Origin of the sequence: Cupriavidus consociatus, assembly GCF_017814975.1 — a bacterium.
GTDB classification, from domain to species: Bacteria; Pseudomonadota; Gammaproteobacteria; order Burkholderiales; family Burkholderiaceae; genus Cupriavidus; species Cupriavidus consociatus.
Genome location: NZ_JAGIQA010000009.1, coordinates 85,674 through 106,831, shown reverse-complemented (window position 1 = coordinate 106,831; position 21,158 = coordinate 85,674). Strand labels below are relative to the sequence as shown.

19 protein-coding genes are annotated in these 21,158 nt (G+C 66.2%); 1 reads left to right on the top strand and 18 read right to left on the bottom strand.

The features are described from left to right. Nucleotides 1-5 precede the first annotated feature (5 nt). From flhF to J8I82_RS14460, 4 genes are all read right to left on the bottom strand, one after another. Nucleotides 6-2,372 (bottom strand): flagellar biosynthesis GTPase FlhF, encoded by a 2,367-nt coding sequence (gene flhF / locus J8I82_RS14475; RefSeq protein WP_209758537.1) that lies wholly within the window; start codon nt 2,370-2,372, stop codon nt 6-8. A gap of 10 nt (nt 2,373-2,382) precedes the next feature. Continuing rightward, nucleotides 2,383-4,464 (bottom strand): flagellar biosynthesis protein FlhA, encoded by a 2,082-nt coding sequence (gene flhA / locus J8I82_RS14470; protein WP_209758535.1) that lies wholly within the window; start codon nt 4,462-4,464, stop codon nt 2,383-2,385. Continuing rightward, nucleotides 4,461-5,603 (bottom strand): flagellar biosynthesis protein FlhB, encoded by a 1,143-nt coding sequence (gene flhB / locus J8I82_RS14465; protein ID WP_209758533.1) that lies wholly within the window; start codon nt 5,601-5,603, stop codon nt 4,461-4,463. Before flhB ends, flhA begins: the two co-directional genes overlap by 4 nt. Before the next feature lie 372 nt (nt 5,604-5,975). Beyond that, nucleotides 5,976-6,800 carry a PDDEXK nuclease domain-containing protein gene (locus tag J8I82_RS14460; RefSeq protein WP_209758531.1) on the bottom strand — a complete coding sequence of 275 codons (825 nt, stop codon included), beginning with the start codon at nt 6,798-6,800 and terminating at the stop codon, nt 5,976-5,978. Nucleotides 6,801-6,829: 29 nt separating this feature from the next. On the opposite strand from J8I82_RS14460, the gene J8I82_RS14455 reads away from it, so the two are divergent. Continuing rightward, nucleotides 6,830-7,177, top strand: coding sequence for a P-loop NTPase family protein (locus J8I82_RS14455; RefSeq protein WP_209758529.1), 348 nt, complete (start codon nt 6,830-6,832; stop codon nt 7,175-7,177). A gap of 403 nt (nt 7,178-7,580) precedes the next feature. Here J8I82_RS14455 and J8I82_RS14450 read toward each other — a convergent pair whose 3' ends face one another. From J8I82_RS14450 to J8I82_RS14385, 14 genes are all read right to left on the bottom strand, one after another. Continuing rightward, entirely contained in the window at nt 7,581-7,871 is a 291-nt protein-coding gene (locus J8I82_RS14450; RefSeq protein WP_209758526.1) for a hypothetical protein, read from the bottom strand. A gap of 653 nt (nt 7,872-8,524) precedes the next feature. Further along, nucleotides 8,525-9,160 (bottom strand): protein phosphatase CheZ, encoded by a 636-nt coding sequence (cheZ, locus tag J8I82_RS14445; RefSeq protein ID WP_209758525.1) that lies wholly within the window; start codon nt 9,158-9,160, stop codon nt 8,525-8,527. 18 nt (nt 9,161-9,178) lie between these two features. After that, nucleotides 9,179-9,565, bottom strand: a complete 387-nt coding sequence (cheY, locus tag J8I82_RS14440) for a chemotaxis response regulator CheY (RefSeq protein WP_209758523.1) — start codon at nt 9,563-9,565, stop codon at nt 9,179-9,181. Nucleotides 9,566-9,657: 92 nt separating this feature from the next. Then, nucleotides 9,658-10,731 (bottom strand): protein-glutamate methylesterase/protein-glutamine glutaminase, encoded by a 1,074-nt coding sequence (locus J8I82_RS14435; RefSeq protein WP_209758521.1) that lies wholly within the window; start codon nt 10,729-10,731, stop codon nt 9,658-9,660. A 21-nt stretch (nt 10,732-10,752) separates the two neighbouring features. After that, nucleotides 10,753-11,436 carry a chemoreceptor glutamine deamidase CheD gene (gene cheD / locus J8I82_RS14430; RefSeq protein WP_209758519.1) on the bottom strand — a complete coding sequence of 228 codons (684 nt, stop codon included), beginning with the start codon at nt 11,434-11,436 and terminating at the stop codon, nt 10,753-10,755. Continuing rightward, nucleotides 11,436-12,359 (bottom strand): CheR family methyltransferase, encoded by a 924-nt coding sequence (locus tag J8I82_RS14425; protein ID WP_209758517.1) that lies wholly within the window; start codon nt 12,357-12,359, stop codon nt 11,436-11,438. Before J8I82_RS14425 ends, cheD begins: the two co-directional genes overlap by 1 nt. A gap of 32 nt (nt 12,360-12,391) precedes the next feature. Beyond that, on the bottom strand, nt 12,392-12,886 hold the full coding sequence (locus J8I82_RS14420; protein WP_029049986.1) for a chemotaxis protein CheW: 495 nt from the start codon (nt 12,884-12,886) through the stop codon (nt 12,392-12,394). A 34-nt stretch (nt 12,887-12,920) separates the two neighbouring features. After that, nucleotides 12,921-14,990: a chemotaxis protein CheA gene (cheA, locus tag J8I82_RS14415; protein ID WP_209758515.1), complete on the bottom strand. Its 2,070-nt coding sequence runs from the start codon at nt 14,988-14,990 to the stop codon at nt 12,921-12,923. A gap of 73 nt (nt 14,991-15,063) precedes the next feature. Continuing rightward, the gene (motB, locus tag J8I82_RS14410; protein ID WP_209758513.1) at nt 15,064-16,035 is read right to left on the bottom strand and encodes a flagellar motor protein MotB; all 972 of its coding nucleotides are present in this window, start codon (nt 16,033-16,035) and stop codon (nt 15,064-15,066) included. Nucleotides 16,036-16,060: 25 nt separating this feature from the next. Continuing rightward, nucleotides 16,061-16,924: a flagellar motor stator protein MotA gene (gene motA / locus J8I82_RS14405; protein WP_209758511.1), complete on the bottom strand. Its 864-nt coding sequence runs from the start codon at nt 16,922-16,924 to the stop codon at nt 16,061-16,063. A 119-nt stretch (nt 16,925-17,043) separates the two neighbouring features. Next, complete coding sequence (gene flhC, locus J8I82_RS14400; protein WP_209758509.1) at nt 17,044-17,649, bottom strand: flagellar transcriptional regulator FlhC; 606 nt, start codon at nt 17,647-17,649, stop codon at nt 17,044-17,046. Next, nucleotides 17,646-17,963: a flagellar transcriptional regulator FlhD gene (gene flhD, locus J8I82_RS14395; RefSeq protein ID WP_022537455.1), complete on the bottom strand. Its 318-nt coding sequence runs from the start codon at nt 17,961-17,963 to the stop codon at nt 17,646-17,648. The genes flhC and flhD overlap by 4 nt, the downstream gene beginning before the upstream one ends. Nucleotides 17,964-18,491: 528 nt before the next feature. Beyond that, nucleotides 18,492-19,226 carry a DUF4088 family protein gene (locus J8I82_RS14390; protein ID WP_209758507.1) on the bottom strand — a complete coding sequence of 245 codons (735 nt, stop codon included), beginning with the start codon at nt 19,224-19,226 and terminating at the stop codon, nt 18,492-18,494. A gap of 58 nt (nt 19,227-19,284) precedes the next feature. Further along, nucleotides 19,285-21,147 carry a methyl-accepting chemotaxis protein gene (locus tag J8I82_RS14385; RefSeq protein WP_209758505.1) on the bottom strand — a complete coding sequence of 621 codons (1,863 nt, stop codon included), beginning with the start codon at nt 21,145-21,147 and terminating at the stop codon, nt 19,285-19,287. Between the last annotated feature and the right edge of the window lie 11 nt (nt 21,148-21,158).

Below are 21,158 nucleotides of genomic sequence, written 5' to 3'. Positions count from 1 at the left end.
GGCGCTCACTGCAGGGCTCCCAGGGTATCGACCACCATCGCATCGGCCGCTTCCACGGCAGCGTCAGGTGCCACAGCCGCGCGGCCGGGATAGTTCTCCAGTACGTCGAGCAGCGCCAGCATGCGGCCCATGCCTTCATTGAGCACGGTGCCCGGCACCGCCGCACCGGCACGCACGGTGCGGCCGGCCAGCCGCGCCAGGAACGCCGGCGCGGTCGCGGTTGGCGCGTGTTCGAGGCGCAGCACCGACAGGCCAAGCTGCAGCGCCGCGAGTGCGGCACTGGCGGCGTGGCCGGCTTCGGCGTCCTGCGCGAAATGGTCGGCGGCATGGCGCAGCGTGCGCAGGCGGGTTTCGGCCGTGTCCGACCATGGCGTCCAGTGCGCCACCTGCGCCGCGTCCGGCGCCAGCACCGGGTCGCACAACGAATAGCGGGTATCGAGCAGCTCGCCGCTGGCGCGATCGACCAGGCGCACCACCACCAGGCAGGCATCGATCCCGCCTTCCGGGGCGCCCTTGCCACGCGCGGGGCTGTCGGGCACGCGCACGTCGGCGGTGGCGAGCCAGCGCACGGCGTCGCGCTCGCGCACGACGGCGTCGCCGACGGCGTGGAAGGTCAGCGTATCGGCGAGCGCATCGAGCTTCCAGGCGGCGCCTGCGCTGATCACGCGCACGGTCTTGCGCGCGCCCGCGATCCAGCGTTCTCCCGCCTGCTGCCAGCGCGCCAGCGTGGCGGCGGACGGCGTCGCGTCGACCAGGTTGACCACCTTGCGCGCGGCACTCATGGCCGCGCGCAGGTTGGCGGCCTCGGCATCGGCTTCGCCCAGCGGCTGGCCGGCGCGGCCGGCGGCGGTGACGGTGGCGGCCAGCGGCGTGCCGTCGCGGTCGCCCAGCCACAGCGTGTGCTGCAGCGGCTGCGGCGCCCGGCGGCCGGGCACGCTGACCGGCAGCGTGGCCGCCAGCGCCAGCACGTACTGGTCGCAGGCACGGTTCACGTCGCGGCAGACCGCTTCGCGCACCTGCTGCGCCATCGCGCGCAGCGCGGTATCGCCCGCGGTGCGCTGCTGCCACAGCGAGCGCGCCAGCTCGAAGCCCAGGCCCGCGTTGTTGAGCTCCGCGACGCATTGGCCAAGCGCGTCGGCGCTGTCGGTCAGCGAGCGCAACACGTCCTCGGCACTGCCCTTCCCACCGTTCCCGGCCTGCTCGTCCGCGACCGCCTGGCGGCGGCGGGCGGCATCGGCATCGGCAAAGACCGAGCCGCGGCGCGGTGTCAGGAAGGCGCGTTCGACCAGCGCGGCGCTGCTGGCCAGCTCCAGGTGCTCGGGCACGCGCTGGCCGGTGGAGGCGTAGAACACCGGCAGGCGGTGGCGGATCACCACATCGAGCACCGAGCCCAGGTGCGTGGCCTCATCCAGCTTGCTGATGATGCAGCCGTCGATGCCGCCGTCGTCCGGCGCGGCATCGTGGCGGTAGGCATGCACGACTTCATTGAGCGTGTCGCCGTGGCTGGCGCCGTTGAGCAGCAGCACGCGCTGCACTGGCGCGGGCACGCCGGCCAGCATGGCGATCTGCTCCGACAGGCTGCGGTCGCGCTGGCTCATGCCGACGGTGTCGATGATGACCAGGTGCTTGTCCTTCATCGCCGCCAGCGCGAAGCGCAGGTCGGCGGCGTCCTTCACCGCATGCACCGGCACGCCGAGGATGTCGCCATAGATGCGCAGCTGCTCATGCGCGCCGATACGGAAGCTGTCGGTGGTCAGCAGCGCCAGCTTGTCGGCGCCGTGGCGCAGCACGAAGCGCGCCGCCAGCTTGGCGGTGGTGGTGGTCTTGCCCACGCCGGTGGGTCCGATCAGCGCCAGCACGCCGCCCTGCGCGAACAGGTGGTCTTCGTCGCCCAGCACCGGCACCTTGCTGGCCAGCTCCTTGCGGATCCATGTCATCGCGGCGGGACGGTCGTAGCCCAGCGGCAGGCGTGCCAGCAGCGTACGCGCCAGCTGGCCGGAGAAGCCGGCTCCCACCATCCATTCGAACAGCGATTCGCGCAGCGGGTCGCTGGCGGCAACGCCGTGGCCCGCGGCGGTGGGCGCATTGCCGATGCCGGCAAGCTGGCGCTCCAGCATCGCGCGCATCGACTGCAGCTCGCCGCGCAGGTCGCCAATGGCTGCGGGCTCGGCCGCCGGCGCGGGCGGCACGGGTGGCACGTAGGCCTGCGCGCTGGCCGATACGCTACCCAGGTCGGCATCGCGCATCGCCACGATCTCGACACCGCCCTCTACGGTACGGTTGGACAGCACCACGGCATCGGGGCCCATGGCTTCGCGCACCTGGCGCATGGCTTCACGGCCGTTGGCGGCGACAAATTTGGCTACGCTCATGGTTATCTCCTCACGCGCCGATCATGGCGGTGATGCGGATATTGCGGTTGTCAGGCACTTCGGCGTGCGACAGCACCCTCAGCTGCGGCAGCGTGCGGCGCAGGAAGCGCGCCATCAGCGGACGCAGCTGCGACGGCACCAGCAGCACCGGGTCCAGCCCCATCTGCTCCTGGCGCGTGACCGCACCCTGGGTCTGCTGCAGCAGCGCATCGGCCAGGCCTGGCTCGATGCCGCCGCCGTTGGTCAGCGCGTGCGACAGCACCCGCTCCAGGCCGGCATCCAGGCCGATCACCTGCAGGTCGGCGTTGTTGGGGAACAGCTGCTGCGTGATGGCGCGGCCCATGGCCACGCGCACCATCGCGGTCAGCTCGTTGGGGTCGCTGATCTTGGGCGCGTGCTCGGCCACCACGTCGAGAATGGTGCGCATGTCGCGGATCGCCACGCCTTCGTCGAGCAGGTTCTGCAGGATCTTCTGCAGTGCCGTCAGCGAGATGGTCTTGGGCACCAGGTCTTCGGTCAGCTTGGGCGCATCCCTGGCGATGCGGTCGAGCAGCGCCTGCACTTCCTGGCGGCCGAGCAGTTCGGCCGCATGCATGTGGATCAGGTGATTCAGGTGCGTGGCGACCACGGTGCTGGCATCGACCACGGTATAGCCGTAGGACTGCGCCTGCTCCTTGATGCCCGCATCGATCCACACCGCCGGCAGGCCGAAGGCGGGATCGCGCGTGGCCGCGCCCGGCAGCGTGCCGCTGACCTGGCCCGGGTTGATCGCCATCCACTGCCCCGGCATGGCTTCGCCGCGACCGATCTCGACGCCCTTGAGCGTGATGCGGTACGCATTGGGCTTGAGCTCCAGGTTGTCGCGGATATGCACGACCGGCACCAGGAAGCCGATTTCCTGCGCCACCTTCTTGCGGATGCTCTTGATGCGGCCGAGCAGTTCGCCGTCCTGCGCACGGTCGACCAGCGTGATCAGGCGATAACCCACTTCCATGCCGAGCGGGTCGACCAGCGCGACGTCGTCCCAGCTGGCTTCGGCCGATTCCTGCGCCACCACGGGCGTGCGTTCCTCGCGCTGCCTGACCTCCTGCTGCGTCGCCGCCTTGCGCGACAGATAGCGGCCCATCCAGACCAGCGCGCCGGACAGCAGCAGGAAAGCGAAATGCGGCATGCCCGGGATGATGCCCATCAGGCCCATGATGCCGGCGGTCAGGTACAGCACGCGCGGGTTGGAGAAGAGCTGCCCGGTCAGCTGCTCGCCGACGTCCTGCTCATTGGCCACGCGCGACACGATCACGCCGGCCGCGGTGGAAATCACCAGCGCCGGGATCTGCGCGACCAGGCCATCGCCGATGGTCAGCAACGTGTAGTTGTGCACGGCGGTGCCGAAGTCCAGGTCGTGCTGCACCATGCCTACCACCATGCCGGCGGCGACGTTGATGAACATGATGATCAGGCCGGCCACGGCATCGCCGCGCACGAACTTGCTGGCACCGTCCATGGCGCCGTAGAAATCGGATTCCTGCGCCACTTCGGCGCGGCGCTTCTTGGCCGCGGCTTCGTCGATCAGGCCGGCGTTGAGGTCGGCATCGATCGACATCTGCTTGCCGGGCATCGAGTCCAGCATGAAGCGCGCGCCCACCTCGGCGATCCGGCCCGCACCCTTGGTGATGACCATGAAGTTGATCACCACCAGGATCGCGAACACCACGATGCCGACCGCGAAATTGCCGCCCACCAGGAAGTGGCCGAACGCTTCCACCACCTTGCCGGCGGCGTCCGGGCCGGTATGGCCTTCGAGCAGCACCACGCGCGTGGACGCGACGTTCAGCGACAGGCGCAGCAGCGTGGTAAACAGCAGCACCGCGGGGAACGCGGCGAAGTCCAGCGGCTTCTGCGTGTACATGCTGACCAGCAGCACCATGATCGCCAGCGCGATATTGAAGGTAAACAGCAGGTCCAGCACGAAGGCCGGCAGCGGCAGGATCATCATCCCCAGGATCATGATGATCAGCAGCGGCCCGGTGAAGGCCTTCATCTGGCCGGCCGAGCGCAGGCCAGGCAGGTTCAACAGCGAGCTCAGAGCGTTCATTCGCGGCTTTCCGGTACAGCGAGTTCATCAGGCACCTGCAGGTCCGACGGAGCTTGCGGCTGCGGGCCCTGCGAGTAGTGCCAATGCTTCAGTTGGTAGACCCAGGCCAGCACTTCGGCCACGGCGGTATAGAGTCCTGCGGGAATCTCGTGGCCCAGCTCTACGTGGCGGTGCAGAGCACGCGCCAGCGGCGGCGCCGACATCAGCGGCACGCGGTGCTCGGCGGCCAGCGCGCGGATGCGCGCGGCGACTTCACCGGTGCCCTTGGCCACCACGCGCGGCGCGCTCATGCGGCCTTCCTCATAGCGCAGCGCCACGGCGAAGTGCGTGGGGTTGGTCACCACCACGTCAGCCTTGGGCACCTCCGTCATCATGCGGCGGCGCGCCATCGCGCGCTGCTGCTGGCGGATGCGGTTCTTGATATGCGGGTCGCCCTCGCTCTCCTTGAATTCCTGCTTGACCTCTTCCTTGGTCATGCGCAGCTTCTTGAAGAACTCCCAGTACTGCCAGGGCACGTCGATGGCCGCCACCACCAGCAGCGACAGCGACACCACCAGGCAGCAGTACAGCACCAGGTCGACCATGCGCAGCAGCGCCTCCTGCACCGGCGCGTTCATCAGCGCGATGGCTTCCGGCAGGCGCTGCCACAGCACCCAGGCGCCGACCGCGCCCACCAGCAGCGACTTGGCCACGGCCTTGAGGAGCTCGACCAGCGAATGGGCGGAGAACATGCGGCCCAGCCCGGCGATCGGCGACATGCGCGAGAACTGCGGCGCGAACGCCTTGGCCGAGAACACCCAGCCGCCCAGCATCAGCGGCGCGGCCAGCGCGGCAGCGCCGAACAGCAGCAGCAGCGGCAGGAAGGCGAGCAGGCTGTCCCACACCATCAGCGCGAAGCGCGACAGCATGCGCGAGGTATCGAAGGCGGTTTCCCGCTCGAAGCGCAGCGCGCCCTGCATGACCTGGTTGAGGCTGCGGCCCATATGGCCGCCCAGCGTCCACAGCCCGACGACGCCGGCGATCAGCATGATGAACGTGGCCAGCTCGCGCGAACGCACCACCTGCCCCTCCTCGCGCGCCTTTTCCAGGCGCCGGGGTGAGGCGGGTTCGGTTTTCTCGAGATCGCTTTCTTCGGACATCCACGCTCCGTGCGAAGCGGCAAGCCGCTATTCGTCAGGAGGGATTATCGAAGCGTGGGGGGGTTCCCATTCATGGGAAAAGGCGGGGGAATTGGGTGTTGTTTGGGAAATGAGGGGTGATAGGGGGGTTAACGGCGGGGTGGTTGGGGGACTTTAGGGGGAAAGTGGAAAAACCGTCGGCTGGCGGGTGCCTTGAAGGAAGCCACTGCCCGTCGTGACGAACTCCTCTGGCCAGCGCTGTGCTTGCCTATCAGGCATCCTCAGCGAACCTGCCTTGGCAAAGGTTGCGCGAGCACGATGGAGGGGCGGTCTTCTGTGGGCCCGTGGGGAGACGACACCGATGTAGTAGCTGAGGATGGTCCGCGGCCAGCCTCACCCTGGATCGCCATGCTCCGGCCGTACGTCCAATTCCAGTTCTTGCGTCAATATTTCGACGCTCGGCAAGCTTTCCTGGAGTTCGGCAGGGAGTTCCGCAACAAACTGGTACTGAGCGACACCAATAGGATTGCCCATGCCGCGTAGCGCGTACTCCACCACCAACCGATTGTGCTCCTGGCATAGGAGCAACCCAATGGTTGGATGGTCGGCCTCGGTTTTCCTCTGCGCATCGACCGCGGATAGATAGAAACTGATTTGACCAGCATACTCTGGCTTAAAGGCGCCAGTCTTCAGTTCAATGACGATATAGCAGCGCAGCTTGAGGTGATAGAAGAGCAGATCAAGATAAAAGTCGTCGCCTCCAACTTCAAGGTGAACCTGTCGACCGACGTAGGCGAAGCCGGCTCCGAGCTCGAGAAGGAAGCGAGTTATATGATCGACCAGCGCTGCCTCCAGGTCTCGTTCGGTCGCGTCGGCACGCAAACTCAAAAAATCGAAAACGTAGGGATCCTTGAGCGTGGCGCGGGCCAAATCAGACTGTGGCAATGGCAACTGAGCAGCAAAGTTATTCGGCGCCTGCGCTGCGCGGTCGATCTGCCGGGTCTCGATCTGCGCCAGGAGTATTGCTCGGGACCAGCCATGGGTTAGCGCCTGTTGTGCATACCACTCGCGCTGCTCGACCGACTTGAGCTTCTGTAACAGCACCTGGTTGTGCCCCCAAGGCAATTGTCCAACAAGCTGTTGGACAATTGTCGGGTCTGGCCACGCCTCCGCGAAGGCGCGCATTGCCATCAGGTTGGAGCGCGACAGACCGCTCATATCAGGGAACGCGTTGCGCAAAGTCTGCGTTGATATTCGACTACGTACAGGCGCTGGCCGCAGTCACTGCTCCGCTCAATCCGTTCGTCCTTTACCTTTGGCAGGAGGATGTCGAAAAAGCTGTACGGACTGTCTGTGCGGAGCGTGGCGCCGAGTGGATCGAATATCAGATGAACTGGAAGCTCGCGGCCCCTTACTGCGTGCGCAGGGGTTACAAGGGATTAGAAGGGCTTATTCTCCTATATCGCGATTACCGTCGAATCACCGATGATTTGTTTCGCCAGCTACCATTAGCCAAGCTCGCGATTGAGAACTCTGCAAGGGACTGGCCAGCCTATGAGAGGCAAATTCTGCGCGAGTTGCGGCTGCCGGGTTGATTAGGTCATGGTGTCGACGCCAATTGATACGGTCATTTTGTGCAGTCATTGTATGACTGTCGATGCCGAGTAGACTCTTCCAACGACCGCTTATCGGCAATGTGTATGTCTCTTGAGGGTCCTTCTGCGACCCTCAGTCCCCACAAATCGGCAATGAACTTTCTTTTTCGAGAAAATAGCCAGGACGGGTCGAAATAACCGGCCCGTTTTCCGATCTGGCGCCCATCAGCAAACGTGCCTGGGACAGCGATCTTGCCTATGAGCGCTCGCCTGTTGTCGTTCTGACTGGATAGCGCCTCAGCCCCCCACCTCGTCAACAAACCGCCCGCTGGCGTCTGCCCGAAGATCAAATCGCCCAGGATGGGGCGGCAGCCGATTGCGCGGCTGCGCACCTGGCCCAACGTCAATCAGCCTGCAATACCTGGCCATGTAGTGCGGCCAGTTCACTCAACACCTGCGTCTCGTGTGCCAGGCTGGCCACGAGGGAAAGCAAGCCCTCCCAGGTCCCCTGGTCGAGATCCACCAGACCCAGGCTCGAGGCACCACGATCGCTGGCCATGAGCAAGAGCCCATGAAGCTGCGCCGCACGCTGCACAGCAAGACTCAGCGGATTCTCCCCCGGGCTGTGGGCGGTCACGAGCATGTCGGCGCCATTGTGTTCCGCTGTGATGCCGTGATGGCTATGGCTATACATGGCGCACCTCCGCATACGCGGCTAGCGCGCGCTGCTGCATTGTGCAGGTACTGGAGATTGCCAATCGCCCAGAATGGGCAAGTAAGGACTGAAGCATAGGAATTCCCCCCTATTCATACAGGTTCAGTCCCGCCCCCCGGTGCGAATCGGGGTGGGCGGGCGCAAGGCAGGGTTAGCAGACCGGGAAAGAGCCGAAAGCCGGCGAGCCCGAAGGCTCCCCTGCCAGGGCCCGCCCAAAGAAGGGGCGTGCGCAGGCACAGCGGACGTAAGGGTACCGCCAGAAGACGAACGTTCGGCTCTCTCTCCGGGCTGCTAAACCCGGTCGCCACGACGCAGCGACAAACCCAGTATGAAGAGGGGCAGCAAGCGCGAGTAGGGGCAAACTCTTAAAAAACCTTCATCGCCGGATTGCCGGGATGAAGCGGTGCGCAGGTGTTGATGCGGTTGACTTCGTGGATGCGTCGGCCCTCTCCCCCGCCCCTCTCCCGCTCGCGGGAGAGGGGAGAACACATGCGGGAGTAGGCAAGCTGTTGGGCTCGCGCGCGACAACGCTGTGCGAGAGCAGCAATGCACTCCGTGCCCGAGCCCAAGACTGAGACAGGGCGTGCGCGCAGCGCAGCCGAGGGCTTCCCACCACCAGCCCAACCAAAACCTCAGAACCCCAAACTCGCCAACAAATCATCCACCTGCGCCTGGTCCGACACCACGTCCGGCTTCCCCTCCGGATTCACCTGCGGCCCGTTCATCAGCGTCGACGGCGCCTGCACTTCCACGCGCCGCTCGGACGGGACATTGTCGATCAGCACCTGCAGCAGTTCCTGCTCCAGCGTGCGGATCATGTCCATCATCTTCTTGATGACCTGCCCGGTCAGGTCCTGGAAGTCCTGCGCCATCATGATGTCTAGCAGGTGGCTGTTGGTAGCGCGGGCCTGACCCGGCACCTCGGACAGGAAGGCGCGCGTGTCGAGCACAAGCGAGCGGGCGTCCGCCAGCTCCACCGGCTGCTCGAACCAGCCTGCCCAGCGCTTGTCCAGCGTCTCGGCCTGCTGCTCGATGTGGGACTGGATCGGCTGCGCCAGTTCGACCGCGTTCAGCGTGCGCTCGGCGGCCTGCTCGGTCATCGCCGCAATGTAGTTGAGCCGGTCGCGCGCATCGGGAATGGCCTGCGCGGCGCGCTCGATCTCCTTGTCCAGGCCGAGCTCGCGCATATTGTCGCGCAGCATCCGCGTCAGGTTACCGATGCGCAGGATCAGTTGCTCGGCTGAATCGTTGCTCAGCGTCGGAGTCATGGCAAGGGCTCCTTTGGATCAGCCGGCGAGCTTTTCGAAGATCTTGGTGATCTTCTCGTCCAGCGTGGCTGCCGTGAACGGCTTGACCACGTAGCCGTTGGCGCCGGCCTGGGCCGCGGCGATGATGTTTTCCTTCTTGGCTTCGGCCGTCACCATCAGCACCGGGATCTTGCCGATATTGGCGTCGGCGCGGATCGCCTGCAGCATCGACAGGCCGTCCATGTTGGGCATGTTCCAGTCCGAGATCACGAACTGGAAGCTGCCGTCCCTGGCCTTCTCCAGGCCGGCGGCGCCGTCCTCGGCTTCCTCGACGTTGACGAATCCCAGCTCCTTGAGCAGGTTGCGGATGATCCGGCGCATGGTCGGGAAATCGTCCACGACCAGGATCTTGATGCTCTTGTCCACTTTGAGGGCTCCAGGTAAATGCAGTGTTGGCTAGTCGGTCCAGCTTGTTGTTTCAGCTTGTTGTCTGGGCTTGTTCAGGTTTCCGGGTGTGTTCAGACCCGTTGCGCGCGCGTGCCGTACGTGGCCAGGCGCGCCATCACGCGCTGGGTCATCGCCGGCAAGGGCACGATTTCATGCACGCCGCCGGTGGCGATCGCCTCCTTCGGCATGCCAAACACGATGCAGGTGTGCTCGTCCTGCGCCAGGTTATAGGCACCGGCCTCGCGCATACGCAGCATGCCGCGCGCGCCGTCCTTGCCCATGCCGGTCAGGATCACGCCGATCACGTTCTTGCCGCCATGCTCGGCGGCCGAATCGAACAGTACGTCGACCGAGGGCCGGTGCCGGTTGACCGGCGCTTCCTGCGACAGGTGCGCGACATAGTTGGCGCCGCTGCGCGCCAGGCGCAGGTGCGAATCGCCCGGCGCGATGTACGCGTGGCCAGGCAGCACGCGTTCGCCGTGCTCGGCTTCCTTCACGGTGATGCGGCACAGCCCGTCCAGGCGCTGCGCGAACGAGCGCGTGAAGCCGGCCGGCATATGCTGCACGATCATGACCGCTGGGCTGTCGGGCGGCAGCGGCATCAGGAATTCCTTGATCGCCTCGGTGCCGCCGGTGGAGGCGCCCAGGATGATCAGCTTCTCGGTCGACAGCAGCGGGCTGCGCAGCATGGGCGCGGGGGCACTGGTGCCCGGCGCCGGCTGCGCCGCGGCACGCACGCGCGCGCGCGCTGCGACACGCAGCTTGTCGGCGATGGTGTCGGTGTATTCGATCAGTCCGTCGCGGATGCCGAGCTTGGGCTTGGTGACGAAATCCACGGCGCCCAGTTCCAGCGCGCGCATGGTGATTTCCGAGCCGCGCTCGGTCAGCGACGACACCATCAGCACCGGCATCGGCCGCAGCCGCATCAGGCGCTCCAGAAAATCCAGGCCATCCATGCGCGGCATCTCGACGTCCAGCGTCAGCACGTCCGGGTTCAGGCGCTTGATCAGGTCGCGCGCCACCAGCGGGTCGGGCGCGGTGCCAACCACTTCCATGTCGGGCTGGCTGTTGATGATCTCCGTCATCAGGCTGCGGATCAGCGCGGAATCGTCCACGCAGAGCACCTTGATCTTGGCGGCAGTCATAGGAATTCGTGCTCGGTTGGGTCAGGGAAGCTGGCGCGTGGAAGACTGCCGCGCAAACAGTTCGGGGGTGCGCTCCGGCGCGCGCGCCGGGGTCCTGGCCGAGGTAGAAATGGCCCGTGCCAGCGCGCGTTCATCGCGCGCCACCGAGACCTCGTCGTCCTGCCGCGTCAGGCGGCGCACCAGCGCCAGCCCGCCGATCGGGAAATAGCTGACGCGGCGCGCATGCGGGCCGCGCAGGTCTTGCGCCGCGACGCGGATCTCTTCGGCCTTGAGGTAGCGCAGCACGAAATCCGCGTTGCGGTCGCCGATGTTCAGCGTGGTCATGTTGGCCAGCACCGCACCGCCGCCGAAGACTTTGGCTTCAAGCCGCTCGCGCCGCGCGCCCATCTTGAGCAGCTCGTTGATCAGCACTTCCAGCGCGTAGCTGCCGTAGCGCATCGACGGCGACAGCATGCGGTCGGCGCTGCCGCTGGCGCCGCTGTTGCCACCTTCATCGTCGGGCAGCATGAAGTGGTTCATGCCGCCGACGCCCGCGACCTCGTCGCGGATGCACGCGGCCACGCACGAACCCAGCACCGTGGTCAGCACCACGTCCTCGCGCGTCACGTAGTACTCGTTGGGCAGCAGCTTGACCGCCTGCTTGCCGAACTCGCGGTCGAAGTAGGTGCGTGTGGCCAGCGCCTCGGGAAGTTGGGGCGTGCGCATCAGGGCCTTCCCGCCCTGGCGGCATCGGGCGCCAGTTCGTAGACAGTCTGCCCGCGCAGCTGGAACGCGCGCGTGACGTAAGAGAAGTTCTCCGAGTGGCCGGCAAAGAGCAGGCCGTGCGGCTTGAGCAGCGGCACGAAGCGCTCCAGGATGCGGCCCTGCGTCGGCTTGTCGAAATAGATCATCACGTTGCGGCAGAAGATCGCATCGAACTGCTCGCGGATGCCCCAGTCGGGCGCGAGCAGGTTGAGCGGATCGAACGTGATGGTGGCGGCCAGCTCGGGCTTGACCTTGACCGCGCCCGTGCGCGGGCCGGTGCCCTTCAGGAAGAAGCGCTTGAGTCGTTCGGGCGACAGCCGTGCGACCTGGTCGGCCGAATACACGCCGCTGCGGGCCTTGGCCAGCACCTGCGTGTCGATATCGGTGGCCAGCACGGTGGCGGCGCGGTCGCCCAGCGCTTCGGCCAGCGTGATGGCGATCGAGTACGGTTCTTCGCCGGTGGACGCCGCGGAGCACCACACGCTGTACGGGCGGCCGATCTTCTTCGCGTGCTCGGCCAGCAGCGGGAAATGATGCGATTCGCGGAAGAACGAAGTCAGGTTGGTCGTCAGCGAGTTGGTGAAGAACTCCCACTCGGGCGAGCGGTCATCCGCTTCCAGGATCGCCAGGTACGCGGCAAAATCGGCCAGCTGCAGCGTGCGCAGGCGGCGCGCCAGGCGGCTGTAGACCATTTCGCGCTTGTGGCTGCCCAGCGAGATGCCCGCGCGCCTGTGGATCAGCGCACGGATCTTCTCGAAGTCGCGCTCGGTCAGCAGGAAGTCGCGCATCTCGTCGCGCCGCGGGTTGGCGGCCGGCGCGGAGACTGCGCCCGCCAGGCCCTGGAGGCTGGCGGAAGCGCTGGCGGCAGTGCGGAACGGCGTCATGGCTGGCGTTTCAGGTTGCGGCGGCGCGTGCGTCAGGCCAGCTCGGCCTCGACCAGCGCCATCTCGGGACTGGTCATCAGCTTCTCGATATCGATCAGCACCAGCATGCGCCCGTCGACGGTGCCCAGGCCGGTCAGGTGCTCGGTCGAGATCGACACGCCGAACTCCGGCGCCGGCTTGATCGCCTCGCCGGTCAGCGTCAGCACGTCAGACACGCCATCCACCACGATGCCGACCACGCGGCCGGCCACGTTGAGGATGATGACCACGGTCTGGTGGTCATAGCGCACGTTGCCCAGGCGGAACTTCAGGCGCAGGTCGACGATCGGCACGATCACGCCGCGCAGGTTGGTCACGCCCTTGATGAAATCGGGCGCGCTCGAGATGCGCGTGACGGTCTCGTAGCTGCGGATCTCTTGCACCTTGAGGATGTCGATGCCGTATTCCTCCGAGCCCAGCGTGAAGACCAGGAACTCCTGGCCCGAAGCGTCGCTTCCGGGGGTATCGATGTGTCCGATGCCGGCCATGATGTGTTTTCTCTTCCTGTAGTGGGTCGGTAGGTCAGGCAAATGACGAGGCCGGCGACGAGGCCAGAGCCGGCTCCTGCCGGCGCACGCCGGTGCGCTGCAGCGCGCCGACGTCGACGATCAGCGCCACGCTGCCGTCGCCGAGGATGGTCGCCGCCGAGATGCACGGCACCTTGCGGTAGTTGGTTTCCAGGTTCTTCAGCACCACCTGGTGCTGGCCGATCAGCTGGTCCACCAGCAGCGCGAAGCGCTTGCCCTCGGCCTGCAGGATCACTGCGATGCCCTGCGTGGGTTCCTGCAGCGCATCGGCGACGTTGAAGACGCGATGCATTTCCAGCAGCGGCAGGTATTCGCCGCGCACATGCATGACGCGGTCGGAGTTGGCAGCGGTGTGCACGTCCTCGGCCTTGGGCTGCAGCGATTCCATCACGCAGTTCAGCGGCAGGATGAAGGTCTCTTCCCCAACCTTGACCGACATGCCATCCAGGATCGCCAGCGTCAGCGGCAGCACGATGCGGATGGTGGTGCCCAGGCCCGGGCGCGAGCTGATCTGCACATGGCCGCCCATCTCCTGGATGTTGCGCTTGACCACGTCCATGCCCACGCCGCGGCCGGAGACGTCGGTGACGACTTCGGCGGTGGAGAAGCCCGGGGCGAAGATCAGCTGCCAGACTTCCTCGTCGCTGATGTTCTCGGACACCGGCAGGCCGTTCTGGATCGCCTTGGCCAGGATGCGCTCGCGGTTCAGGCCGCCGCCGTCGTCACTGACCTCGATCACGATATTGCCGCCGTGGTGCTGCGCGGACAGCACCAGCTGTCCGGTCGGATCCTTGCCGGCGGCGGCGCGCTTGTCCGGAGTCTCGATGCCGTGGTCGAGGCTGTTGCGCACCAGGTGCGTGAGCGGGTCGATGATGCGTTCGATCAGGCTCTTGTCTAGCTCGGTGGCCTTGCCGTAGGTGACCAGGTCGATCTGCTTGCCGAGCTTGCTGGCCAGGTCGCGCACCAGCCGCGGGAAGCGCGAGAACACGTAGTCCATCGGCATCATGCGGATCGACATCACCGCTTCCTGCAGGTCGCGCGCGTTGCGCTCGAGCTGGCCCATGCCGGAGAACAGGCGGTCGAACAGCACCGGGTCGAGCGACGACGCGGTCTGCGCCAGCATCGACTGGGTGATCACCAGTTCGCCAACCAGGTTGATGATCTGGTCGACCTTTTCAGTCGGCACGCGGATCGAGCCTTCGCCGTGCGCTGCGGCTGGGGCCGGCCTGGCTTTTTCCTTTTCCTTTTCTTTATCGCGTGCGGCAGGCGCAGCAACGGCCGGGGCGGCCGCGGCCGCAACCTGTGCCGAAGCCGGCGCGGCCACTGGCGCAGGTGCCGGTGCCGGTGCGGTGGCCTCAGTCGCGGCCTCGATCACGATCTGGTCCATGTCGATCACGAAGCAGCACACCGCGATGATGTCGTCGGCGCTGCACTGGGTGTTGAGCCACACCACCAGTTCGCCGTTGACCTCCTGCTGCCCGGTGATCTCGCCGAGGTTGGCGAGTTCTTCGCGCAGCAGGGCCTGGTCGTTGGCGGAGACCTTGATCAGCCGGATCTTCAGCGCGCCGCCGGCCGCGGCTGCCGGCGCGGCAACAGGAGCCGCAACCGGAGCCGCAACCGGAGCCGCAGCGGGCGCGGGAGCCGGCGCTGCAGCGGGCGCCTGGCCGGCGGCTTCCTGCGCGAGCTGCTGCAGCACGGCGCAGATGCGCGCCAGCGTTTCCGGATCGGGTTCGGTGCCGTTGCGGTAGGCGTTGAGCTGGTCTTGCAACACGTCCTTGGTTTCCAGAAAGGTGTCGATGATGGTCCTGGTCAACGCCAGTTCCTGCCGGCGCGTGCGGTCCAGCAGGTTCTCGAAGATGTGGGTGGTCTCGGTCAGCGCCGCGAATCCGAAGGTGGCGGCTCCACCCTTGATCGAATGCGCCGCCCGGAAGATCGCGTTCAGATGCTCCGGATCGGGAGACTCGATGTCCAGGCCGAGCAGCAGCTGCTCCATTTCCACGAGCAGTTCTTCCGCTTCCTCGAAGAAGGTCTGGTAAAACTGTGTGATATCGATATCGACAGACATGGCGTCCTGACTCACTAGGTTGCGCGCTAGGCGCGGGCGCCGCCGGTGCGGCCGCGCCTGGTTGTTTGCTGCGTCATGGCTTGCGGCCCTGCGCTGCCGAAGCAGGCGCTGCCGAGGAAGCGGCCGCCAGACCGGCCTGCATCTCCTGCGCTACCTTGCCGGCCTGCGCCGTCACCGAGACCTCGGCGGCGCTGGCGTTCTCGGCCTCGAAGCGCGCCTGCGCCTTCTGGTTGAGCACCACGATGCTGATGCGGCGGTTCACCGGGGCCAGGAGGTCGCCCTTGTCCAGCGGCATGGTCGCGGCCAGGCCCAGCACGCGCAGCACCTTGCCCTCCTGCATGCCGCCCGCGATCAGGTCGCGGCGCGATGCATTGGCGCGGTCGCTGGACAGCTCCCAGTTGCTGTAGGTGCGCTCGCCGTTGGAATAGTTGGCCGCATCGGTATGGCCGGACAGGCTGACCTTGTTCGGCAGCTCGTTCAGCACCGGGCCGATCTCGCGCAGGATGGTTCGCATATAGCTTTCGACGGCGGCGCTGCCGGTGCGGAACATCGGCCGGTTCTGCGTATCGAGGATCTGGATGCGCAGGCCTTCGCTGGTGATGTCGAGCAGCAGCTGCGGGCGGAACTGGCGCAGCACCGGGTTGTTCTCGATGATCTGCTCGAGGCGCTGCTTGAGCGCGCGCAGGCGCTGCCCTTCCTGCAGTTCGTTGCGGCGCTGCTCCTCGCTCGGATCGTTGTCGCGCGCGCGCATGATCTCGCCGTCCTTGCGCATGGCGTCCATGCCGCCGCCCGGGATCACGCTGGGCGACTGGCTGCTTTTCTCGCCGCCGACGATGGCCACCTTGAGCGGCATGCGGAAATATTCCGCGATGCCTTCCAGCGTCTTCTTGTTGGCGCTGGACAGCAGCCACAGCACCAGGAACAGCGCCATCATCGCCGTCATGAAGTCGGCGTAGGCGATCTTCCAGCTGTGGTTGCCGTGCGGCCTGGCGTGCGATTTCGCCCGGCGGACGATGATCGGACGCATGTCATGTGCGCTGCTCATGGGGGTGCCTCCTGCCTTGCCGTGCTCAGTTCAGGCTCTTGACTTCGCGCACGTGGTCGTCGAGCTCGAGGAACGACGGCCGCACCGTGGAGTACAGCACCTTGCGGCCGAATTCCACCGCGACCAGCGGGGCGTAGCCATTCAGGGAGGCGAGCAGCACCACCTTGATGCACTCGTAGACCTTGACGTTCTCGGACACCTGCAGCTCGATGCGCGACGCCAGCGGCGAGATAAAGCCGTAGGCCAGCAGGATGCCCAGGAAGGTGCCGACCATGGCGTGCGCGATCAGTGCGCCCAGCTCCGCCGGCGGCAGGTCGGCCGAAGCCAGCGCGTGCACCACGCCCATCACCGCGGCGACGATGCCGAAGGCGGGCAGCGCATCGCCGACGCGCGACAGCGCATGGGCGGGGATCTCGGCCTCGTGGCGGAAGGTCTCGATCTCGTGGTCCATCAGGGCCTCGATCTCGAAGGCGTTCATGTTGCCGTTGACCATCATGCGCAGGTAGTCGGTGAGGAATTCCATCACCACCGGATCCGACAGGATGCGCGGGTACTGGCTGAAGACGCTGCTGGAAGCGGGATCCGCGATTTCCTTTTCCAGGAACAGGATGCCCTCGCGGCGTGCCTTGGACAGCAGCACGTACAGCAGCGACATGACGTCCAGGTACAGCTCCTTCTTGTACTTGGAGCCCTTGAACAGGCCCGGCAGGGCGCGGGCGGTGGCCTTGATGGCCTTGGTGGTGTTGGTGGCGATGAAGGCGCCGAAGGCAGCGCCCCCGATGATCACGAATTCCGCCGGTTGATATAGCGCGCCCATGTGGCCGCCGGTCATGGCGTAACCGCCAAGCACCGCGACAACCACGACGACATAGCCAAGAACTACTAGCACGATGGGATCCCCGTCAAAAAACGCGCGTCAGTCACGCACAATGGCCCGCGCACGGGCGAACGGGGAGTGGTCCGTCCGCCAGCGCTGCAAGCTTGCCGGCCGGCGGACCTCAACCAGGATCAGGCGTTGGTCTGCACGGCGGCGGCGTCTTTCGAGAGCTTTTTCACTTTCCCTGCGCGCGAGGGCGGACGGCACAGGCTGCACACGAAGTTCGCGTGCGGCTCATACGCGTGGGTGACGAACTGTCCGCCGCAACACGTGCAGCCGGACAGCTGCAGCATATTGCTCTCGAAGAACCGTACTAACGTCCAGGCACGCGTGAAACTTAAGACAATTTCGCCGCCAAGCAGCGAAACGTGCTCGAGGTACAGGCGATAGGCCGCCACCACAGCGCGGATGCCCACGGTCTCGCCTTCCTGCACCATGAACTGGTAGGCAGAGAAGAACAGCGACGAGTGGATATTCGGCAGCCAGGTGGTGAACCAGTCCGTCGAGAAGGGCAGCATGCCCTTGGGAGGCGAGACCCCGCGCAGTTCCTTGTACAGGCGGATGAGCCGGTCGCGCGACAGCGTGGTCTCGGCTTCAAGCACCTGCAGGCGCGCACCCAGGCCGATCAGCTCGATGGCGAGCTGGGTCTGGTTGGCATCCTGGAGAACGCTCTTGCGGGTGGCTGTGGAGGTGGCCGTGAAACTCCGGTTCGGCTCGGCCTTCAGCAGCGCGGTCAATTGAGTGACTCCACCGGCTGACGAGCAAGCAGGATCGCGGCGTGGATCTGCTGCATGTCATGGCTCTTGGCCGTGTGGGTGAGCGTGGACAAAAGCGCATGGTCGTCGAAGCGGAACCTGCACAGCACCATGTTGGATGCCGCGAGCTTGACGAGCTGCGCCGAAGTCAGCTTGCCAAGGATATCCGCGATTTCCTTGCTGACCCCGAGCCGAAACATGGCTTCGACCTGGTTTTCGCGCACGAGTCGTTGCGCGAGCAGCAGATAGGCGAGGTTAACCTCCCTGATCTCCTGGAGAACTTCACTGCTTTCCAATTTTTCCCCGCTACCAAAAACCCACCGTTGCCGCTTGTCCGGCGCTTACCGGGCCCGAGGGCTCCGGCGACCAGATCGTTGATTTGCGGCTGGGCGGGTACAACGTACGACTTAAAGGAACTGCGCCCGTGTCACACTGTTATCGGCCCCGTTACAAGTGTTACAGAGTGTAAGTGAGACTGGTACGTTTATATCGGCAATCCGCCCGCAATGCCAATCCCTACTTACGCGGGGGGGATGCAAATGTCGTACGAAACATACATGGCTGTGCGCAGTTTGTTACATCGACGGAACTGTCACTTGATTTCGATCAACGTTGTAACGCAATCGTCATAGCAGTCAAACGCACCAGGCTGCTATCCGGATGCCTGCTGGAATCCACTATTGACGAAGTGCACGCGGAGTGATCATTGCGTGCGGCCTGCCCTGCCCTGCCCTGCCCTGCCCTGCCCTGCCCTGCCCTGCCCTGCCCTGCCCTGCCCTGTCCGAAAACGGCATGTCCAAAATCCGCACGGCCCGCGCGCGCGTTCAGCCGCCGAACATGCGCCGCAGCCACGCCGCGAGGCGCGCAAAGACATCGTCGGGTGCGTCGCGGAACAACGCCGGGCGCAACCGCTCCACCTGCTCGAGCAGGCGCGCGGCTTCTTCCGGCTGCATCGAGCCATATTCGAGCGCCAGTCCCAGCATGCCGCGCAGCTCGCCGACGCGGGCGCGGCCCGTGGCCTCGTTGTCTTCGCTCTGCAGCGCATACATCAGGTCATAGGCGCGCTGGCGCAGGCTTTCGGCCAGCCGCCATGCGGGCGTGCGCATGCGTTCCTCGAGCGCGCGCACGTCTTCGGCCGAGGCCGCGACCTGGGTCGCCAGCGCTTCGGTGAAGGCGACATCAGCCCCGCATTCGGTCAGCACCTTCGCGGCCCATTCGCGCGCATGCGCAAGGCGCTGCGCCGCGGTCCAGTCGGGCTGCACCGCAAGGCCAAAGCCGAAGCGCTGCGCGTCGCGCATCAGCGCCGCCAGCGCGTTGGGCAATTGCTTGTCGAACACGCGCCGGGCCCACCCATACTCGCCGCCGGACAAGAGCCGGGTCACGGCGCGTTCGGTCAGCGGGCCATCGTGCTGCAGCAGCCTGGCGCGCAGGAAGTCGTTGAACTCGGGCGGCAGGAACTCGCGGTCGAGGCCGGTCGAGACGCCGATGAACTGGTCGAATTCCTTGCGCAGCCTGGCCGCATCGTCAGGCGGCAGGGCCAGGGTGATCTCGCTCGTCATAGCATTGCCATCCCGGGCCGCGCCGCGGCCCGTGGTTCCGGTAGTAGGCGCCGGTGGATCAGAATGCGCTCCAGTCGCCGTTGTCGGCGCCGGCCAGCGCGGGGCGCGACGCGCGTGGGGTGGTGAGCGGCTGCACCGGCTGTTTGTGATGCATCGGCTCGGCGGCGTGCGGCGCATCGGCTTCAGCGGATGCCGCCGCGGTCGCGGTCGCGGTTGCGGTTGTGGCTGCCCTGGCCGCTGCCGTGCGCTTGTGGGAGGCCGGCGTGACGACCTTCCCTGCCGCCTTGCCGCGCCCCACTGCGGAAACCGGCTTCGTGGCAGGCTGCGAGAACGATGCCTGCGCATCCCCCGCCGCCAGGCGGAACATCGCCACCGCGCCCTGCAGGCGGCCGGCCTGCTCTTCCATCGCGCCGGCTGCGGCCGCGGCCTGCTCGACCAGTGCCGCGTTCTGCTGCGTCACCTCGTCCATCTGCGCCACGGCCTGGTTGACCTGTTCGATGCCCGAGCTCTGCTCGGCCGAGGCCGCGCTGATCTCGCCCATGATGTCGGTCACGCGCTTCACCGCCTGCACGATCTCGTCCATGGTCTTGCCGGCCTGGCCCACCAGCGCCGAGCCGTTGTCGACGCGCTCGACGGTATCGCCGATCAGGCCCTTGATCTCCTTGGCCGCGTTGGCGCTGCGCTGCGCCAGGCTGCGCACTTCGCCCGCGACCACCGCGAAGCCGCGGCCCTGCTCGCCGGCGCGCGCGGCTTCCACCGCGGCGTTCAGCGCCAGGATGTTGGTCTGGAAGGCAATGCCCTCGATCACGCCGATGATGTCGACGATCTTCCGGGACGCATCGTTGATCTCGTCCATGGTCTGGACCACGCGGCCAACGACCTCGCCCCCACGCAGCGCGGTCTCCGACGCATTGGCCGCCAGCCCGCTGGCCTGGCGCGCGTTGTCGGCGTTCTGGCGCACGGTGCTGGTCAGCTCTTCCATGCTGGAAGCGGTCTCTTCCAGCGACGCGGCCTGCTGCTCGGTGCGCTGCGACAGGTCATTGTTGCCGGCCGCAATTTCGCGCGAGGCGGTGCCGATCGATTCGGCCGACTCCTTGAAATCGCGGACCATGTGCGACAGCTGCTGCTGCATCTGCTGCATGGCATAGACCAGGCTGCTCTTGTCGCCAGCGCGCGTGGCCACCGGCACGGAGAAGTTGCCGTCGGCGATGCGCTTCGCGATCTCGGCCGCGTAGCCCGGCTCGCCGCCGAGCTGGCGCGACAGCCCGCGCGCCAGGAACACGCCCAGCAGCACCGACAGTGCGACGCCGCCCAGCACCAGGGCCAGCATCCACACCCGGGTGGCGTCATAGACGCCGCGCGCTTCTTCGTTGTTGTCGCGGGCACGCTCGTCGCGGCGCTTGACCATCTTCGCCATCACGGCTTCCAGCGCATGGCTGTCCTTGAGCAGGTCGGCGCTCTCGGTGAACACCTGGCTCTCGAACTGCGAGGTATCGAGCGGCTGCTTGCTGACCAGCTCCACATACTTTTCCATGCGCGCGCGGAACGCGGGCGACAGGTCGAGGTACTGTTTGACCAGCGCCTTGCCTTCCGGCTGCTCGAAGGCCTTCGAAACCTGGCGGATGCGCTCGTCCATCAGGCCCAGCGACTTGGCGATCTGCTCCTTCTCGGTGGTGCGCTCGCCCATGGTCGACGCCGACAGCAGGGCGATCTGCGCACGGCTGGCGTAGACCAGGTTGATGTTGGCGTCCTGCACGGCCTTGAGTGCCTGCAGGTCGCCGTGATAGATCTTGTCGGTCCAGTCGGCCATGCGCCCCATGTTGACGACGCCCAACAGGCCCATGACGGCACCGATCACCGCGACCACCAGGAATCCGGCAACCAGCCTGGTCGTGACGCGCAATTGATTGAACCACTGCATAGCAACTCCCC

Coding starts and splice junctions, on each gene's coding strand:
- flhF (WP_209758537.1), bottom strand. CDS start 2,372: ATGAGCGTAGCCAAATTTGTCGCCGCCAACGGCCGTGAAGCCATGCGC.
- flhA (WP_209758535.1), bottom strand. CDS start 4,464: ATGAACGCTCTGAGCTCGCTGTTGAACCTGCCTGGCCTGCGCTCGGCC.
- flhB (WP_209758533.1), bottom strand. CDS start 5,603: ATGTCCGAAGAAAGCGATCTCGAGAAAACCGAACCCGCCTCACCCCGG.
- J8I82_RS14460 (WP_209758531.1), bottom strand. CDS start 6,800: ATGAGCGGTCTGTCGCGCTCCAACCTGATGGCAATGCGCGCCTTCGCG.
- J8I82_RS14450 (WP_209758526.1), bottom strand. CDS start 7,871: ATGTATAGCCATAGCCATCACGGCATCACAGCGGAACACAATGGCGCC.
- cheZ (WP_209758525.1), bottom strand. CDS start 9,160: ATGACTCCGACGCTGAGCAACGATTCAGCCGAGCAACTGATCCTGCGC.
- J8I82_RS14435 (WP_209758521.1), bottom strand. CDS start 10,731: ATGACTGCCGCCAAGATCAAGGTGCTCTGCGTGGACGATTCCGCGCTG.
- cheD (WP_209758519.1), bottom strand. CDS start 11,436: ATGCGCACGCCCCAACTTCCCGAGGCGCTGGCCACACGCACCTACTTC.
- J8I82_RS14425 (WP_209758517.1), bottom strand. CDS start 12,359: ATGACGCCGTTCCGCACTGCCGCCAGCGCTTCCGCCAGCCTCCAGGGC.
- J8I82_RS14420 (WP_029049986.1), bottom strand. CDS start 12,886: ATGGCCGGCATCGGACACATCGATACCCCCGGAAGCGACGCTTCGGGC.
- cheA (WP_209758515.1), bottom strand. CDS start 14,990: ATGTCTGTCGATATCGATATCACACAGTTTTACCAGACCTTCTTCGAG.
- motB (WP_209758513.1), bottom strand. CDS start 16,035: ATGAGCAGCGCACATGACATGCGTCCGATCATCGTCCGCCGGGCGAAA.
- J8I82_RS14390 (WP_209758507.1), bottom strand. CDS start 19,226: ATGACGAGCGAGATCACCCTGGCCCTGCCGCCTGACGATGCGGCCAGG.
- J8I82_RS14385 (WP_209758505.1), bottom strand. CDS start 21,147: ATGCAGTGGTTCAATCAATTGCGCGTCACGACCAGGCTGGTTGCCGGA.